Origin of the sequence: Tissierella sp. P1 (assembly GCF_002266425.1) — a bacterium.
In the GTDB taxonomy this organism is placed as follows: Bacteria; Bacillota; Clostridia; order Tissierellales; family Tissierellaceae; genus Tissierella; species Tissierella carlieri.
Map to the genome: position 1 here is coordinate 1 of NZ_NPMN01000022.1, position 16,295 is coordinate 16,295.

23 protein-coding genes are annotated in these 16,295 nt (G+C 42.0%); 6 read left to right on the forward strand and 17 right to left on the reverse strand.

Going from position 1 to position 16,295, the window contains the following annotated elements; genetic code table 11:
* From CIW83_RS15080 to CIW83_RS15090, 3 genes are all read left to right on the forward strand, one after another.
* Positions 1–436 (forward strand): N-acetylmuramoyl-L-alanine amidase (locus tag CIW83_RS15080; RefSeq protein ID WP_143598571.1); only part of this gene is annotated, 436 nt, incomplete at its 5' end.
* Between the two features lie 74 nt (positions 437–510).
* A complete protein-coding gene (locus CIW83_RS15085) occupies positions 511–744 on the forward strand; it encodes a phage holin family protein (protein WP_094902704.1) in 234 nt (77 codons plus the stop codon).
* Between the two features lie 123 nt (positions 745–867).
* Positions 868–1,233, forward strand: coding sequence for a hypothetical protein (locus CIW83_RS15090; protein WP_094902706.1), 366 nt, complete (start codon positions 868–870; stop codon positions 1,231–1,233).
* Positions 1,234–1,674: 441 nt separating this feature from the next.
* Here the strand turns inward: CIW83_RS15090 and CIW83_RS23845 are convergent, their stop codons facing one another.
* Positions 1,675–1,956, reverse strand: coding sequence for a hypothetical protein (locus CIW83_RS23845; RefSeq protein ID WP_235601358.1), 282 nt, complete (start codon positions 1,954–1,956; stop codon positions 1,675–1,677).
* A 28-nt stretch (positions 1,957–1,984) separates the two neighbouring features.
* On the opposite strand from CIW83_RS23845, the gene CIW83_RS23850 reads away from it, so the two are divergent.
* The gene (locus CIW83_RS23850) at positions 1,985–2,338 is read left to right on the forward strand and encodes a hypothetical protein (protein WP_235601359.1); all 354 of its coding nucleotides are present in this window, start codon (positions 1,985–1,987) and stop codon (positions 2,336–2,338) included.
* On the opposite strand, the gene CIW83_RS15105 is transcribed toward CIW83_RS23850, so the two are convergent.
* The 10 genes from CIW83_RS15105 to CIW83_RS15145 all read right to left on the reverse strand — a co-directional run bounded on the left by CIW83_RS15105 (position 2,335) and on the right by CIW83_RS15145 (position 9,782).
* Complete coding sequence (locus CIW83_RS15105) at positions 2,335–4,008, reverse strand: recombinase family protein (RefSeq protein ID WP_094902710.1); 1,674 nt, start codon at positions 4,006–4,008, stop codon at positions 2,335–2,337. The two genes, CIW83_RS23850 and CIW83_RS15105, sit on opposite strands and share 4 nt — an antisense overlap.
* 84 nt (positions 4,009–4,092) lie before the next feature.
* The gene (locus CIW83_RS15110) at positions 4,093–4,356 is read right to left on the reverse strand and encodes a DUF6870 family protein (protein WP_094902712.1); all 264 of its coding nucleotides are present in this window, start codon (positions 4,354–4,356) and stop codon (positions 4,093–4,095) included.
* Between the two features lie 137 nt (positions 4,357–4,493).
* Positions 4,494–4,688, reverse strand: a complete 195-nt coding sequence (locus CIW83_RS15115; RefSeq protein WP_013271011.1) for a hypothetical protein — start codon at positions 4,686–4,688, stop codon at positions 4,494–4,496.
* A gap of 453 nt (positions 4,689–5,141) precedes the next feature.
* A complete protein-coding gene (locus CIW83_RS15120) occupies positions 5,142–5,600 on the reverse strand; it encodes an RNA polymerase sigma factor (protein ID WP_094902831.1) in 459 nt (152 codons plus the stop codon).
* A gap of 449 nt (positions 5,601–6,049) precedes the next feature.
* Positions 6,050–6,238 (reverse strand): cysteine-rich KTR domain-containing protein, encoded by a 189-nt coding sequence (locus tag CIW83_RS15125; protein WP_013271013.1) that lies wholly within the window; start codon positions 6,236–6,238, stop codon positions 6,050–6,052.
* A 29-nt stretch (positions 6,239–6,267) separates the two neighbouring features.
* The gene (locus CIW83_RS15130) at positions 6,268–6,993 is read right to left on the reverse strand and encodes a class I SAM-dependent methyltransferase (RefSeq protein ID WP_094902714.1); all 726 of its coding nucleotides are present in this window, start codon (positions 6,991–6,993) and stop codon (positions 6,268–6,270) included.
* Positions 6,994–7,070: 77 nt separating this feature from the next.
* Entirely contained in the window at positions 7,071–7,643 is a 573-nt protein-coding gene (locus CIW83_RS15135; protein ID WP_094902716.1) for a TetR/AcrR family transcriptional regulator, read from the reverse strand.
* 359 nt (positions 7,644–8,002) lie between these two features.
* Positions 8,003–8,467: a hypothetical protein gene (locus CIW83_RS23855; RefSeq protein WP_235601361.1), complete on the reverse strand. Its 465-nt coding sequence runs from the start codon at positions 8,465–8,467 to the stop codon at positions 8,003–8,005.
* On the reverse strand, positions 8,449–9,402 hold the full coding sequence (locus tag CIW83_RS15140) for a relaxase/mobilization nuclease domain-containing protein (RefSeq protein ID WP_235601362.1): 954 nt from the start codon (positions 9,400–9,402) through the stop codon (positions 8,449–8,451). The genes CIW83_RS23855 and CIW83_RS15140 overlap by 19 nt, the downstream gene beginning before the upstream one ends.
* An 80-nt stretch (positions 9,403–9,482) precedes the next feature.
* The gene (locus tag CIW83_RS15145; protein ID WP_094902718.1) at positions 9,483–9,782 is read right to left on the reverse strand and encodes a CD1845 family protein; all 300 of its coding nucleotides are present in this window, start codon (positions 9,780–9,782) and stop codon (positions 9,483–9,485) included.
* Between the two features lie 262 nt (positions 9,783–10,044).
* Here CIW83_RS15145 and CIW83_RS15150 point away from each other — a divergent pair, with 262 nt between their 5' ends.
* Together CIW83_RS15150 and CIW83_RS15155 are read left to right on the forward strand one after the other, a co-directional pair.
* On the forward strand, positions 10,045–11,385 hold the full coding sequence (locus CIW83_RS15150; protein WP_094902720.1) for an SIR2 family protein: 1,341 nt from the start codon (positions 10,045–10,047) through the stop codon (positions 11,383–11,385).
* Positions 11,375–13,399: an ATP-binding protein gene (locus CIW83_RS15155; protein WP_094902723.1), complete on the forward strand. Its 2,025-nt coding sequence runs from the start codon at positions 11,375–11,377 to the stop codon at positions 13,397–13,399. The genes CIW83_RS15150 and CIW83_RS15155 overlap by 11 nt, the downstream gene beginning before the upstream one ends.
* 58 nt (positions 13,400–13,457) lie before the next feature.
* Here the strand turns inward: CIW83_RS15155 and mobC are convergent, their stop codons facing one another.
* From mobC to CIW83_RS15190, 6 genes are all read right to left on the reverse strand, one after another.
* Positions 13,458–13,805: a plasmid mobilization relaxosome protein MobC gene (gene mobC, locus CIW83_RS15160; protein WP_094902725.1), complete on the reverse strand. Its 348-nt coding sequence runs from the start codon at positions 13,803–13,805 to the stop codon at positions 13,458–13,460.
* A complete protein-coding gene (locus CIW83_RS15165; RefSeq protein WP_094902727.1) occupies positions 13,802–13,984 on the reverse strand; it encodes a DUF4316 domain-containing protein in 183 nt (60 codons plus the stop codon). Before CIW83_RS15165 ends, mobC begins: the two co-directional genes overlap by 4 nt.
* A gap of 48 nt (positions 13,985–14,032) precedes the next feature.
* Positions 14,033–14,620, reverse strand: coding sequence for a hypothetical protein (locus tag CIW83_RS15170; RefSeq protein WP_094902729.1), 588 nt, complete (start codon positions 14,618–14,620; stop codon positions 14,033–14,035).
* A gap of 141 nt (positions 14,621–14,761) precedes the next feature.
* Positions 14,762–15,139 carry a cysteine-rich VLP protein gene (locus CIW83_RS15175; RefSeq protein ID WP_094902731.1) on the reverse strand — a complete coding sequence of 126 codons (378 nt, stop codon included), beginning with the start codon at positions 15,137–15,139 and terminating at the stop codon, positions 14,762–14,764.
* A 205-nt stretch (positions 15,140–15,344) separates the two neighbouring features.
* Positions 15,345–16,022 (reverse strand): DUF4366 domain-containing protein, encoded by a 678-nt coding sequence (locus CIW83_RS15185; protein ID WP_094902735.1) that lies wholly within the window; start codon positions 16,020–16,022, stop codon positions 15,345–15,347.
* Entirely contained in the window at positions 16,019–16,288 is a 270-nt protein-coding gene (locus CIW83_RS15190) for a DUF4315 family protein (protein ID WP_094902737.1), read from the reverse strand. The genes CIW83_RS15185 and CIW83_RS15190 overlap by 4 nt, the downstream gene beginning before the upstream one ends.
* Positions 16,289–16,295: the final 7 nt, after the last annotated feature.

A 16,295-nucleotide genomic window follows, 5' to 3' on the forward strand; every position in this document is an offset into this window, starting at 1 on the left:
TATAATAGCAAGTGGAGCATATACAGTAAACAGAGGAACTAAGACGGCAGATTTTGCAGTATTAAGATTAACTAATATGCCAGCAGCATTAGTAGAGTTGGCATTTATAACTAATAACCAAGATGCTGCTATACTAATAGGCAGACAAAATGATTTAGCAGTAGCAGTATCTAAGGGAATATTAAATTACCTTGGAATACCATATCAAGGCGGTGGTTCAACAATTTACAGAGTACAAGTAGGAGCATTCTCAGTAAAAGCAAATGCAGATAATTTGGCAAATGAACTTAGGGGAAAAGGATATAATCCAATCGTAGTTACAGTAGGAGGATTATATAAAGTACAAGTAGGAGCATTTAGTATTAGATCAAATGCTGAAGCCTTAGCGAATGAACTTAAAGCTAAAGGATATGGCGCAATGATAGTAACAGCTTAACAAGAAGGCTAGGGGAAACCTTAGCCTTTTTAGAAACTATAAAAAAACTATAAAAATAAAGGAGAGAACAAATAATGGAATATGCAGGAATAGCGATAATACCCCTATTAATAGGAATATTAGAGGTATTAAAGAAAGTAGGATTAAAAGAAAAATATGTACCTGCAATCTCGGTGTCATTAGGAATAGTCATAGGAATTGGACTATTTGGAAACGGAGACACAAAAGCAGGGTTAGTGCAAGGTATATTCATAGGGCTTAGTGCTGTAGGATTATATAGTGGTACTAAGAATGCATTTGAAAAATAGTTATTGAGACTCTAGAGTAAAATCTAGGGTCTTTTTTATTTTGTAGTAACACTTTTGCTAGTCCACAATATACTAATATTGGAAAAGAAATTTTTCCAATACAAAATAAGGAAGGCGAAAGCAATGGATTACGAACAAATGGCTAGCAGAAAACCAACATGTAACGGTCCAATTATGATAGGTGCAACATGCGTAGCCCAAATAGATGGAAGATTTTTCTTGCTTATAGAAATAGAAATAGAGGTTATGGGTTTTGAAAGAGAAGAAGTAATCATATTTCAAATAACAGCAGCACAAGCAGCAGCACTAATAGCAGCAGGAGTTATGCGTTGTCAAATAGTTAATACAATTCCTACTCCAGGTCCAGGACAGGAAGTAAATCTTATTTGTGTATTTGTAGTAGGTCAAAATGCATTCCTAGTGTTTAATGTTGAAAATGCAACTGATCGCCTAGTTCTAGTTAGAGTGCCTTTATGTACTATCATTTAATATAATAAATAATTACACCTATAGAACGATTAGACCAGGATTAATTTTCTGGTCTTTTTATTGAAGAATTTATTATAGATTTAAAATAGTAAAGAGACCCTATGAAAAGGTCTCTTTATATATTAGAACGTGCTTTTTCTAAAAAGGAGTGAAGTGATAAGCATTTAATAAGGCATGTCTAATGCCTAATACTATTATATTCAATTAATTAAATTGTGTTAAATAAATATTTCAGAACGAAAGCTAATTTTGCAAGTGAGCTGCAGAAGAAAACAGATTTTGCATTTTTGAGTTATTATATATTTAAGTTATTGCTTTGTTTATGAACACGATATGTCAGCTCCAAGAGGCGTAGTTCCTACAGGTACAGTAGCTAGTAGATTCATCAATTACAGAAACATTATTACTAACTCTACATTATTAATATTGAAAATTCTTTAATTAACTTAATTGAACAACAGTCAAAGAACGATTCATATAACCTAGAATAGGAAAAGTCGTACTAATACTTGCTCCCACTTCATCTCCTGCTGTTAAGGAAGCTTGAACGATAAACGATGAACTGCTTCTGTTTGATATCTTAAAAAAAGTAGTGGTATCACCAAAAATAGGTGTGCCATTGACAGTAATAATAGCATTTAGATATGGTTGATCTGGATCCGGATCAACAGTGGCTTCAGCATTAATAGATATTGTTATTTGAAAAATTCCGCTTTCTCCCACCACTAATTCATTGCCTGATAGGCTAACCGTGATATTTGATAAAGGTCCAACCACACTGAATGGTACTGGTGTGAATGTTGCCCCAGGTACTTCTACACTAGCTCCTCTTAAAGATCCAAAAGCCAAAACAACTTCTCCAGTTGAACCTGTTGCACCAGTTGGACCAGTGACTCCCGTTGGTCCTGTTGGCCCAGTAGGTCCAGTAAGTCCAGTGGCTCCAATTGATCCAGTAGGCCCAGTAGGTCCAGTGGCTCCAGTAGGACTAGTAGGTCCAGTAGCTCCAGTAGGTCCAGTGGTTCCAGTAGGTCCTGTTGGTCCAGTAGGACCAGTTGCCCCGGTAATATTAGGAAAACAAACTGCCTTTTTATTAGCGGTATGTTAAACCGCTTCGGATTGAGTGTTGATTTCTATGTATTCCATTATCCGGCGTAGTTCGTCAGCGAATTTAAACTTCACACTGATGTTACCGTTCTCATGTACCTTGATATGGTCTACAAGCTCAACTAAAACCTCTCTTGTCAGTTTGTCGATATTTTCAAACTTCTTGAAAACTACTAAGCAAGGGCTTTCAGCGGTAATGCCGTTTTGTAATTCCTCACGCTCTGCATGGAGGTTTTTCAAAACTTCGCCTAAAGCGGCTATTTGCCGTTCGTAATCTTCGCTCATATGGCGGTAATCGCTATGGGTGATTTCTCCGTCTTTCCAATCCTGATAAATGGATTGCTTATAACGCATGATTTTGGAGCGTTCCTTTTCTTTTGCGTCTATCAATGCTTCAATCCGTATGGACTGGCTTTTTTGAAGCGGAGCCGTGCTGATATATTCCAAAGTATTTGCATAGTGTACTGCAAGATATACCTGTTGCTGAATGGCATACAGGACAGCCGCTTCCAGCCGGTTATGCTTCACGGAATGTTTGGTGCAGGCTGTTTTTGACTGGTCTTTGTAGGTGCGGCAGAAATAGTACACCGTGCCTTTTACTTGACTGCGGCTCATAGCCTTACCGCAATCGGCACAACGGAGAAAGCCACTGAACAGATAGAGTTTCTTTTTCTGCGGAGCGGTGCGGGTGTCACGCTTTAGCAACTCCTGCACTTTTTCAAAGATAGGCCGTTCTATGATTGGCTCATGGGTATTCTCCACAATGTACCATTCATTTTCGGGAACCTGTTCCTGCGTATGTATCTTATAGCTTTTCACACGCTGGCGGCCTTGTACCATGTCCCCTACATAAAGGCGGTTTTTCAAAATGTCGCTTACAGTCTTTGAACTCCATAACGGCCTTTCGGAACCGCTCGGATTTTGATAGTTTAAGCCCTTGCTTTTCTTATACTCGGACGGACACAAAATGCCACGGTCATTGAGATTGTGTACAATAGCATTTTTGCTCATACCGTCCAGAAACCACTCATAAATGTTTTTTACAATCTCGGCGGCTTCTTCATCAACTATTAAGGCGTTTTTGTCCTTTGGGTTTTTCTTGTAACCATAAGCGGCAAACCCACCGATAAACTCACCATTGCGCCGCTTCATATCAAAAACCTGCCGTATCTTCTTTGAAGTCTGATAGCAGAAGTTGTCGTTGATAACATTGGTAATCGGCACAATGAGATTGGAAATACTGTCCGGGTTCAAGTAACTGTCAATACCCTCTGTCAAGCTGATAAACCGTACATTCATCTGTACAAACAGATTTTCAATCAAGCTCCCTGCGTCCGTATAGTTACGGGAGAGGCGAGAGAGGTCTTTGACGATAACACAGTTTACTTTTTTTGCGTATATGTCAGAAAGTAATCTTTGAAAGCTGTCCCGGTTGGTGTCTGTTCCGGTGTACCCATCATCTACATACGGCGGTTGGGTACTTTCAAACTCGTCTATGTGCTGTTGGTAGTAATCATCAAGCAATGCTTTTTGGTTGGTAACGCTGTTGCTGTCATCCTTTCCACGGTTTATGTCCTCTTTGGATAAGCGGATATATTGAGCGAGTTTCCAGCGGATAATTTGAGGTGCGGATGTTTTTTCCTCAAAGCCCCTGTTTTTTGTTCGTGCCATGTGTCCTCCTTCCTATCACATTACACTTATATTATACCATTTCAGCGTAATGCGAACAATGTTGTCGCGGCCTGTAAACTGGCTTTACAGGCCGCTTTTCTTGCGTTTAAGGAAGTCGGCAAACACATCTTGCAATGGGGGAGCGTTCTCTGGAAATTCCAGTTTTACACCCATATCGCCCACACGAAAACAATAGGGATTTTTAACTGCCGCAATGACTTTCGCCGCACGTTGTTCCTGCGGCACAGTCGTATCAAAGGTGAAGCCGCTAACATCAACTAAATCCTCTTTGTTCACCGCTTCTATGTCTACGTTTGCCAACTCTGAAATTGGAATACGTTTCTTCAATCACAATCGCCCCCTCCTTTCCATGTATATGAAATGCTCTGATTGTCCTATGAGAAAACACAAACAGCCACCATTTTTATCAGCAAAAGTGATGGCTGTTAATCTTTCCTCATACTTCGGGCCAAGTTGGCCCGAAGTCAATAAGGGCTGTTCTGATAGTGGGTTTCCGCTTCCTCTATGCCGCAAGTATCGAAAACATAGTGAAGCTCTGAAACCACACGCTTTATATCGTCCGGGCTGAAATCACAGTTTTCCATAGCCCGAATGACATAGCCACGGCAAGCGCCGTTGCTCCATTGCTGATATAGCAATGACTGTAATTCCTTATCCATAGTAAAACTCCATTTATCAATCGGGAGTATGCCGCGCCGTTATAGGTCGGCTTGTCATAAGACAGAAAGAAGCGACACGGCACTCCCTATATATAAAAGACGATAACCCGGACGGGCGGCGGCAACCGCCCTCATGGGAATTTCACCCCGCCCCATGCTGATGGCGCGACGGTCAATACTGTGACGCGTTCAAACCGTAAGTATCATTGTACCAATCAAAAGATTATCGCCGGGCAGATTGCCATATCTGCTCTGTCACAGTTGGTAGGAATCGCTTACGCTCCGTTTGGTCTTTCCCCCTTTCAACGGGCGGTCTTGGCGTACCCTGCGGCTTGGCTCCCTTTTTGATTGAACGTATCCGGGTTATCGGTATTCAGTTGTCAAAGAACGGCAGACGGAGAAAAACTCCTTCTAATAGCCATGTGATTTGAAGCTCAAATTCGGAACTGGAAATCAAGACTTTTTTAAAAATTCCTCCATGCTTTTCAATCCTTTCTCAATAGCAACTCTGACTGCTTTTTCATTTACACCCTCTGCTCGTGCAATATCGGATTTACTCATGCCGAGTATGTAATGGGCATAAATTCGTTTTCCCTGCTTGTCCGGCAAGGAAGCGATTGCAGAGTGCAGTTGTTCGGCAGTAATTTTACGCTCGTAAATCTCGCAAGGAGAAAGGGATACAAAAAGAATATCCTTTTCAATCCCGTCGTCAGCGTCCAGCGAATAGTGGGCCTTGTTATAGAAGCGGCGGCGAATGTAGTTTTTCTCCAAACGTTCCGCTTCCAACAAAGCGTCCTTGATTACATCGGGTATTTCAACAAAGAAGTCGGAATTATAAAACGGGTAAAAATCCCGCAGATTGATTTTAGCATAGGGCGTTCCTCCATTTCGATTTTTTAGGGAATAGTGAATCGAAACGGAGCGGGAGGGGAACGACAGCGGGGTCGGACTTCGGGCCAAGTTGGCCCGAAGTGACAAAGCTTGTCCCATACGTTGTCAGTGAAAAAAGGGTACAAAAAAACACCTTTACGCAAATTAGGGCGAAAGGTGTCGAACAAAAAATGGGCGCAATAGCAGCCCACAAGTTGATATAATATTTTTAAACTATGTAAATGAAATTTTTCTCCTATATTAAACCGTCACAATATGGCGGCGTTTCTCTCAGAGAAAAAAACGCTTTGGGGCACATAAAAACCTCCTTATCCCAAAGCCGCCAGATTAAGAAGAATTACAGATATACTCTTTCCGGTATTTAAAACGGAAAATGACGGCTTTGTATGTCTGTTAAATTTACCAGCAATCGTATAGCAGAAAATTGGTATATGAAAAGAGCCGATAATCAAGAGATGTGTACTCATTGATTATCGGCTCTGCGTCTTTGCGTCTGGCTCTTTGATAACTGACATATTCAGTTGTCGCACATTGATTAGGGATTCTTGTTTGCATTTGGGACAGTATAGGGGGAAGTTTTCGAGTTTCGTATCTTCTCTAATTTTCAGTCTTGTTTTATTACCACATATAGGACATAGTAACCATTGAACTTCAATCATTATCACCCCCTACATCATTTCATCAGTTACTATTTTTCTGCTCTAATAATTACCGTTCCACAATTTTGATACAAAACCTCAACAGGTTTAAAACCGGCATTTTTCATAAGCTCAAATTGATGTTCCAATGTCAGTGGAATATCAATATGTATAAACATATCTTCGGGTATATTATTTTGCTTGCGCCTATATTCGTATCCCTCAAGACAAAGCGCTTCCTCTTCATCGCAACAGGCAATATAGTCACATTCTATATAATATCCACCAGCTTTTATCGTCTGATAAAGTTTATTATAAATCAGTTGCTTTTTTTCATATTTAAAATGATGAAGTGTTTCAAAAGACATAGCAGCGTCAAACTTATTTTCCTCAAACGGGTATTCAAAATAGTCCGCATTGATTATTTCAATGTTTTTATCACCATAGTTTTCTCGTAACTTGTCAAGCATAGATTCAGACAAATCAATACCTGTAACCCTGACTTCGGGAAATCTCTTATACATTGATTCAAGCTCCAAACCTGTGCCACAACCAATATCAAGTAATGTTTTCAAACCATCATCAAAGAAATCTGCAATATGAGCGTATTCCTCGCCCCAGTTTTTTAAATGAACATTATTATATTCACTAATCCTATTAGCGAAAAAATTCGCCATTTCTTCCACAGGAACATTCTTTACCCCATCAAGCCAATCTTTTAATTCGCTTAAATATTTTTTGGTTTCCTCTTGAGTTCGGATTTTACTTTTTAGCATAACGATTTTGTCCTTTCATAAAAGCTGTTAATAATGAATTGATTATTTGATTTGCGTTGGGTTAGATAATAGGAGTATCACTTATGTTCTTTGTCCTCTATTACTAAAGCAAATCGGTGAAAAGCATTTTTAATAAGCGTAATTACTTCCTCATATGGCAAGTCAATATCGTCTGATACAATTTGAGTTGCAATACCATGTGAATAAAGCCACACATCCCTAAATAAATTTCGTGCGTTTTCCAGACTAAGGCCCGTTATTTCCTTTGCATTTAGAATTGAAAGTTGGTTCCAATCAGCATCAAGAATATCTTTAATACTTTTCCCCGCACAAGCTTTGTTCATAAAAAGGGTATTAAATATATTCTTTTCTTGTCTGGCAAATTCAATGTAAGCAATTCCTTGCATTAGGAGGCGGTTATCATTACTCATTCGGGCTTCCATGAAAGTGTTATAATATATATTGAGTTGAGTAATGACATCTTGTTTTAGTGCTTCCATATTTTCATAAACGCGGAATAAAGGTTTGGTTGAGCAGTTCAATGCGGAAGCAATACTTCTTGCGTTTATCCCCTCCATGCCCTGTTCGCGTACTATAGAAATAGCAGCCCTCAAAATTGCTTCCTTATTAGTTAATGGCTTTGGCGGCATATAAAGTCCTCCTAAATGAATATTTATCATTGAAAAAATTGCTTTTTAATAATGAATATTAATAGAAACAGATGTTGCGCAACATCTGTTTCTATTATATCAAAACCACACAAAATGTCAAGGAGTTGGCCTAACAAGCTTAACAAAACTGGTTAAGCAGTTCTTGTGTAACTCTCATTAACGGAGGTTATGCTAACCGGCAAGCAGGGCAAGTGTATTGACACTTGCACATTTTTGAAATTTTCCCTGACGGGAAAACTCAAAAATTGCTTGTTGGGGAGTGCCTTCCCCAAACCCTGCGACTTCGGGCCAACTTGGCCCGAAGTCGGTGCGTTGCACCTCATGTTGCGTCATGTTCGCTATCTCTCCATTTCCTTATTTTTCTGCGCGTCCGTCAGGCCGAGCAGATGGTCTATATTGCTTTTCACAGTTACAATTTCCTGCATAGCCTTTTTGGTTTCCCGGTACTCCCGGTAAGCCTTTTTCTTGTCAGCCGATAACCGCTGAAACTCCGCTTTCAGCGTATCCATTTTGGGAAGCTTCGCCCCGGACAGCAAACGCCGGAATGTGTCCTGTGCCGCCCGATAGACGGCAATATCCGCTTCATGCTCTGCAAGATATTTTTTGCTGTACTTCGCCGCCTTGTACCTCTCAAACACAGGCCGGGCTTTCGCATAATCTACCACAGCCGCCTTTAATTCTGCATTGATACGCAGAGATGCTTCGGTGGTTTTTATGCTGTCTGAAAGCGTATGGAAACGGTCGGTAAGCTCTGCGGCCTTTTGCTCTAAATCCGCATATTCCATCAGGCTGTTTTCCTGCAAATACTGTAACGCCGCCGCCATCTGCTTGAGGTTGAATACCTTTGCCCAGCGTTCGTAGGCCAGGCTTTTCCGGCTTTCATACGGGATTGAATATCCACAATCAGATTGACCTTGCGTTTCTCCTGCGGAGCGGCTTTTCCATCAATCGCCGCTTGTATATCCTCCTGCCCGTAGCCCTTGCCAAGCGTAGAAGCATGGAGCCGGGTAAAACGTTCCTGCCCCTCTGCCCGAAAGCTGATTGTGCCGCCGCGCCCGTGTTTGATTTCATAGCCAGCCGCCGCCATTGCCTGTAAAAAGGTGTCCATATCCGGCGGCTTCATTGCAAGGCAAATATCAATCTGCACCTTTAATTTCTCTTGAAAGGTGGGCTGCTTGTGACCGCCCACCCATTCCCCGTAGTGTTTGAATTTACCCTTGCTGTGGCGTTTGGGATTGGTGATAACAGACAGTCCGTTTTCAAGACATATCCGGTCAGAGAGCCGCCGCACCGCACGGGCTGAACCGATAAAATCCCGGAACTTCCGGGTGCAGTCCAGCGAAGTAGAATTGTAGTAAATATGGCAATGAGGGTGGGGACGGTCAGCATGGGAAACCACGAAAAAGGCGTGTCGGCCTTTCGTCCAACGCATGGCAAGGTCATAGCTGATTTTAAGAGCGGTTTCCGGGTCGGTTTCGCCGGGCAGGAACGACTGCCGGATTTGGTAATACAGCACATCATTTTCCCGTTTTTGCTCCCGCCCGGTGATAGCTTTGTACTTTGCTTTGGAGAGTAAAAATTCCGCGTCAGCCGTGGCCGGGTCACATTCATAGGAAAGAATTAAATCGCCGTTTCGGGTCTTATCTGGATTTTTTCCGTAGTCAAAACCGTCTTTTAAGGTTTCCATAATGGTCATGCCGCTTCCCGTGTGACGGGTCATAAGGCGGGTGGTTGCCATGTGCGTTTCCTCCTTTCCTCAAAAAAACAACTTCGGGCCAAGTTGACCCGAAGTTGCCCGGCAGTTCTGTTATGCTGCTGTTAGCTTACGATGAAAAAGCGAAGCGAATTGTTCAGGCTGTGCAGTCCGTCAATGAGGTATTCCGCAATGGCGGGAATCCCAAGGGGAGAAACTAAAAACGACAGTAACAGGAACACACCGAAGCCCAGTTTTTCACCGCTTATCAGCAGGGCGATACTGATAAGAACGCCTATCCCGGAAACTACCTGTAAGAAAGCGGCGGCATAGCAGAACACAAATTCAATCATGGGTGTTACTATCGTCAGCAGAACCACAAACGGCGCGGCGATAATCTTAAATATTAGCTTGATAAACTTCATAAAAATTCTCCTTTCATTGAGTGGCTTTCTTGTTGTATCCTACCTATATTTTACCATTTTGAGCAGGGCGCAACAATGTTGTCGAGGCCGCACCGATCTTGTCCCGGGACTTCGGGACAAGTTGGCCCGAAGTCAGCTTGTTTACGTAAGGAAAATGCTGTATAATTAAATATAAATAAATTTTACCACTTTTGAAAATTTGGTGCATATTGCTGCTTTTGCGATGAAAAGGACGGATAAATAGTGAAGGAGAAAAACAATTATGAATATTGATGGAACATTGTATCAGTCGATGCTCGAAAACCAAAATTGTTTAAAAATTAGCAGTAAGATTGAATTCCCTGTATTTGATAATTTTAATGGGGAAAAAGACTTACAGTCTACGCGTGAACAATATCGAAAGAGAATTGAACCGTGGCTTAGTGCGGCGCTACAAACTGAACATTTATCAATGTTAATCGGGACTGGACTTACGATAGCCATCTGTTCTTCTGCTAATGTCAAGTCATCTTCTATGGCAAAGGCAGAGTTTGGTGATGACTTTTCTTCTAAAATAAACTCTTATGCTGAAAATGCCGCAAAGCAAATGGGAAGAGGTAATTATAATATTGAAGATCAGATACGAACCGCTTTATCCTTGCTTCATGGCTACGAAATAGATAATAATGATAAAGCAGCAAAGAAGCTTGGTGCTGAAATTGATATTGTTCTTACTGATTTTAGTAATAGTATTTTAGAAGCAGAAAAAAGGTTTATGACAGCACTAGAATCTTCAGATACTACTCAATCAGCTAAATCAGAATTCGCACTATTTTTACTTAAGTCATTTATTACATCTTTCAGTAGTAGGACTGCGACCAGAGAGCGAACGCATATTTTTACAACCAATTATGATCGTTTTATAGAACTTGCTTGTGATTATTCAGGTATTAAAATTTTGGATCGCTTTTGGGGAAAAATTGTTCCCCGTTTTCAAGAAAGTCCAGCTACAATTGATTATTATTATCGGACACCAGATGCCAAAAATGAATTTCGCTATGCAGAAGGTGTTGTTCGTTATAGTAAAATTCATGGTTCTGTAGATTGGGTTAATAAAAATAATACAATTTATAAGGATTGCCTTCGATTCGGAGCTGAAAAAGTTGAATTACCCAAAGATAAAACTTATCGTGACCATTTAATGATTTATCCCAATTCCATGAAATCAGTTGAAACAGCCTTATATCCATATTCAGAACTCTTTCGTGATTTTAGCAGTGCCATATGTCGGCCAAATTCAACATTGGTGACATATGGATACGGATTTGGTGATACCCATATAAATAAAATCATCAAAGAAATGCTTAGTACTCCCTCTACGCATTTAATCATTATTTCTTATGGAATAGACGAACGTCTTGTTGGATTTTTAAGACAAATTAATCTTGCTCAAATAACATTACTCTGTGGTAGCGAGTTTGGTAGTATTGAAAATTTGGTACAATTTTATTTACCGAAAGCAGCTATTGACACAATAACTGAATCGGCAAGTAAACTCGTTGATGCTCGTAAAGGATATTTAGACAGAACGGAGGTTAGTGCGGAGGTGGAAAATGAACTTTAATAATTATTCAGATAAATGTATCGGAATAGTAGATTCGGTTTCTCCTTCTGAAATCAAAGGTTTCTTATTGGATACTGCACCAACAAATGTTTCCATTACTGAGGGTAATATATCTTTATTCCCAAGAATAAATAGTTTTTTAACCATCCCTAATGAGACGGGGTGCTTAGTTGGTATGATTTCGTGGATAGGATATAATCATTTAAATGTAAATAGTGAGGTCAATCTTCCCCGGGGGGCAAGAATTATTTCGTTAAATATACTTGGTCATATCACAGCTACATTAAATGGCCTTGAATTTGAACGAGGAGCATTTACCTTACCTACTGTAGGTGACCCTATTCTTCTTCCTGACCCGGAGCAACTGGATACTATCATTGAAAACCATGATGCAGAATCCATCACAATTGGAACGTCACCATTAGCTGGTAATAGGGATGTTCGTATTTCTGTTAATGAACTTTTTGGGAGACATCTTGCTGTGCTCGGAAATACAGGAAGTGGGAAATCCTGTACGGTTTCTGGATTAATAAGGTGGTCAATAGAATCAAGTGAAAAAACTGGTCAAAAATCTCCAAATGCTCGATTTATTATCCTTGACCCTAATGGAGAATATAAACATTCATTTGATAATTTAAATGTTGATGTAACACATTGTTCTGTAAAGGATTTGGATAAATCCAGTTCTTCTCAACTACGGATTCCTGCATGGATGTGGACAAGTTCTGAATGGGCTAGTGTATTTCAAGCAAGTGATAAAACACAAAAGCCTTTATTGCGTGAAGCTCTTAGAGATTTAAAAGCAGCAAACCAAGATTGTACTAAATTCAGCAAAGAAACTGTAACTGGAGATCGTATTAAAATTTTTATTTATAAATTGGAATGTTTTCTGCGTGAATCCATCGTTTCTCAATCTCATTTATCTAATGAAAGAACAAAATTCGGTAAAGAACTTAAGGCTAGAGTTGAAGCACTTAGGCTCGAAATTCTAAAGCTTGATGAAACGAACGATTATAAAACAGATTTAGTAAATTTCTGTGACACTACTGATGCTACAATTCAACAATATCAAGGTACATATAACGGAAATCTGTACTATAATATTTTCCCAGCGCAAGATGTTCAAACTATTCTTAGTAATACTATAAGTATCTCTGGTGCTTTTGGAAAAGTAAGCGAAAACTTAACATGTAATGAAGATGATCCTATAGAATTCCCCATTGACAACCTTGCCCCCTATATCGCTGCACTTGCAAATGATACCCAAGTGGCACAATATATTGATTTTATGACTATAAGAATTAAGAGTATTCTTCGTAATTCTGTACTGTCGCCTGTCATTGGAAACAATCCACAAATCACTTTGTTAGACTGGGTAAATTTATTCTTGGGTGAATCAAAAGAAAAGAAGGCAAAAATTTGTATTATTGATTTATCCCTATTACCATCAAACATAGTTCATTTAATGGTTTCGGTCATTGCAAGGCTAATTTTTGAAGCATTACAGAGATACCGAAAACACTATGAAAAGGAACTTCCAACACTATTAATTATGGAAGAGGCTCATAACTTTATAAAAAAGTATTCTGACAATAATGATAATTCGTCAGAAAAACTATGTACACAAGTATTTGAGAAGATAGCGCGTGAAGGTAGAAAATTTGGTTTGGGACTTGTTGTTTCCTCGCAACGTCCTTCCGAATTATCCCCGACAGTTTTATCACAGTGTAATTCTTTTATCTTGCATAGAATTGTAAATGATCGTGATCAAGATATGGTCAGGAGAATGGTTCCAGATAATATGGGAAATATTTTATCAGAACTTCCCGCTTTACCAACCAAAAAAGCCATTATTTTAGGTTCTGCCGTTTCAATTCCTACTGTGGTAGATATTAAAGATATCCCTTCACAAAACCGGCCTAAATCGGACACTCCAGATTTTTGGAAAGTTTGGACATATGCCGAAGAACGTTCTCTGGATTGGAAACCTATTGTTGACACTTGGCAAGGCTAATTACCTGCTAAAGTAAAAGCGGGGAGCGGCGGCATTGTGCCAACGCTCCCCGCTTTCCTTATAGCTCCATTATCGCAGTAAGCTGTTTGAGTACCTCTAAAACCCGCCCCCATAACTCGGTATAATCTTTTTGCAGGGCGGCAATTTCGGACGGATACACACCGTAGGTATTGGCATGAATGGCAACCTGATTCAGATTGTTGGCACATCTGCGTTGCAGGGAAACCAACTCCCGAACAGGTGCAAGGTCAACATTCAGCACATAGCCGTTGAGTGCCATTTTACGAATATAGGCGCTTAAATTCTGCGTTCCGGCCTGCGCCATACGTTCCCCAATGGCGGCGTATTCTTCCTCACTCACCCAAACATAAAGGGGAACGCCCCGCCTGCGTTTGGGGCGATTCACCGTTCTTCCCTTTCCCTGCTCCTGCGTTTTGCTGGCGGCTCCTTTACCCGGTCTTTCGGTTTTTCCTCCGGCATGGCCTGCACAACAGGCAGAGGGGCATTGTTCGGAATCCCATCAATCATGTTGTAATTCTGTTCCGTGGAAAGCTCTGCATTTTTTAAATAGTTGTCCTTTCCCATTCTAAAAAACCTCCTTTTTGTGACTTCGGGCCAAGTTGCCCGAAGTGATTACCGTTCTTTCTCTGTGCCTTTTTCGGGAGCAGGACGGGCGGCGTTGTCCTGTGCCGCCTGTTTTGCTCCCTCTGCCAGCCGAGCGGCAATGGATTTACTTTCTCCCGGTTCCCGCAGGGGGGCTTTTCTATCGGGATTGCCGGGAACCGCTCGAAGCTCATAGTCGGCCATCTGTTTTTCTGTCAGGGGCACGTCATAGACAAGATAACCCCATGCCAGAAAACGACCCTGTTCCACACTTTCCCGCTTATCAAAACTCACAAGATATAACGGGCCGTTCTCTGTTTTGGGTAATGTACCAATATCCACAGGTCGTTGAGTAGAATAATATCGGTAAGCTGATTTTTCAGATACGCCGTAATCCTGCTGATATTCGGTCACACGGTTCTCATAATCCCATGTGGCAGCGGCTTTATCTGTGGCATAGTGTCCCCAATAGTAATCGCGCCTGCCGCTTGCGTCCTCGGTAAACTGCCATGTGGCAAAGGGCTGTATCGCCTGTGGGTTTTCTCCAAGGGCAAAGCCACGGTCATTCTCAAAGGCAATGGCTCGTTTGATTTCATATCCTTTTACCTTATCGCTCATTTTTCCCTCCGTTTTCATACATGGAAATGTCACGCTGTTACCCTCAAAAAGCGGGGGCAGGAAGCGTAGATACCTTTTCCTTGAAACCGGGGCCGGAAAGCCCCGGAAATCAAGGCTTTTTTAGGCGAACTTCGTGACACCTTACCCCTTGTTTCTGCGCCTGTGCCGCTGCTGGCGGCGGCGGTCTGCTTCGCGTTTTCCTTTCCGGCGGCAGGTTTCGGAACAATAGGTCTGACTGGTAACAGGAAGATAGGCCGCCCCGCAGACCGGGCAGGTCTTACGGGAGAGCACCGCTGGGGAACCGTCTAAATCAGCTTCCAGCACTGGTTCAAGCGGAAGCACGGCCTTTTGAAAATATTTGCAGTATGTGCCCGCCCAGCATTTATCCAGCATATAGCAGCCGCCGTAATCAAGGGGCAGACAGCCGTATTCCGGGTCATAGTTGGCACATATCCCTGTTACCAGCCTGCGGATTGCGGCGCGTTCCCGGCGGGTCAGTTCCCGGAGTTCGGCACTCATAGGTCTGACTTCGGGCCAAGTTGGCCCGAAGTTCCCTCCCTTTGCGGCACAATCAGATCCCGGTAGCAAACGCCCAAGCAGACAGAGCCGTTCCAATAGCTGCAATCCCGGCAGGGAGAGTCTTTTGGCGGCTTGCGTACCGGAGCCGGACGGCAGGGGCGGGGCTTTTCTTTCATCATTTTTTCGTATGGGCTGCCTGTAAAATTCATACTTCCTCGTCCTCTCCGGTATCTGAATTCTCCCCATCTACTTCCCACGGCGGGGTATCGTCCTCCTGCTCGTCGTAGGGGTCGGCTTCGTATTCGTCAAATTCGTCCTCTGCCAAAGCGGCCTGTTCCTGCTTCGGGCGGTAAATCTTAAAGTAATATCCGGCCCCGCCGCCAATCAAAACAACCGCCAGCACCAGCAGGAGCATTGTAGTATTGCTTTTTTGCTCCGGCTCCGTAGAGGTTTCTAAAGAAATTTCAGAGCTTATATCCGTTTCAGAATCGCTTTCCGGTTCGGGAGTGGTAACGGTGGCGGTTTCATTTTCCTCGGTATCCTCGGATTTCTCCGCAAGAGCCAGCAGGTCTTTTTCGGTTACAGCGTTCAGAAAATATACATTGTCCGTTTCCCGCTGAAGGTCAATGACAAGATAGAATACATTTTCGTCCGGGGTGGTAATGGCGTAAAACTGCTTTCCGTCCTCGTCCGTGGCGGTATTGACTACGGTTCCTGTTCCGGCGGGGGTAAAGGGATTGGGGTCGCTGGTTGTTTCAGAAGTCTCCGGAGCTTCTGTTACCTCTGGGGTTTCCTCACCGCCGCTGGCATAGGCCACGGTGCTAAAGGAAAAAGCCATTAAAAAAACGGCGCACAGCACCGCCGTCATACGAATTTTCTTCATTCTTCGATTTCCTCCTTTTCAGTTTGGGCGGCTACTGTGGACTTCGGGCCAAGTTGGCCCGAAGTGGCACCGCCTGCCTTAGCCGCTTTCAGCAGGTCGGCAAGGTCGGTCAGAGAAATATCCATGCCGCGCACCGCGTCCACGATTTCCAGATTTTCAAGCTCGGTTTTCTGCTTTTCCAGCTCCCGCAGCTTTGTTTGAAACTCATTGATTTTATCCTTAGTTTTCTGTATGTCCTTGCTGACACGTTCAATTTTTACGTTCAAAAGTTAC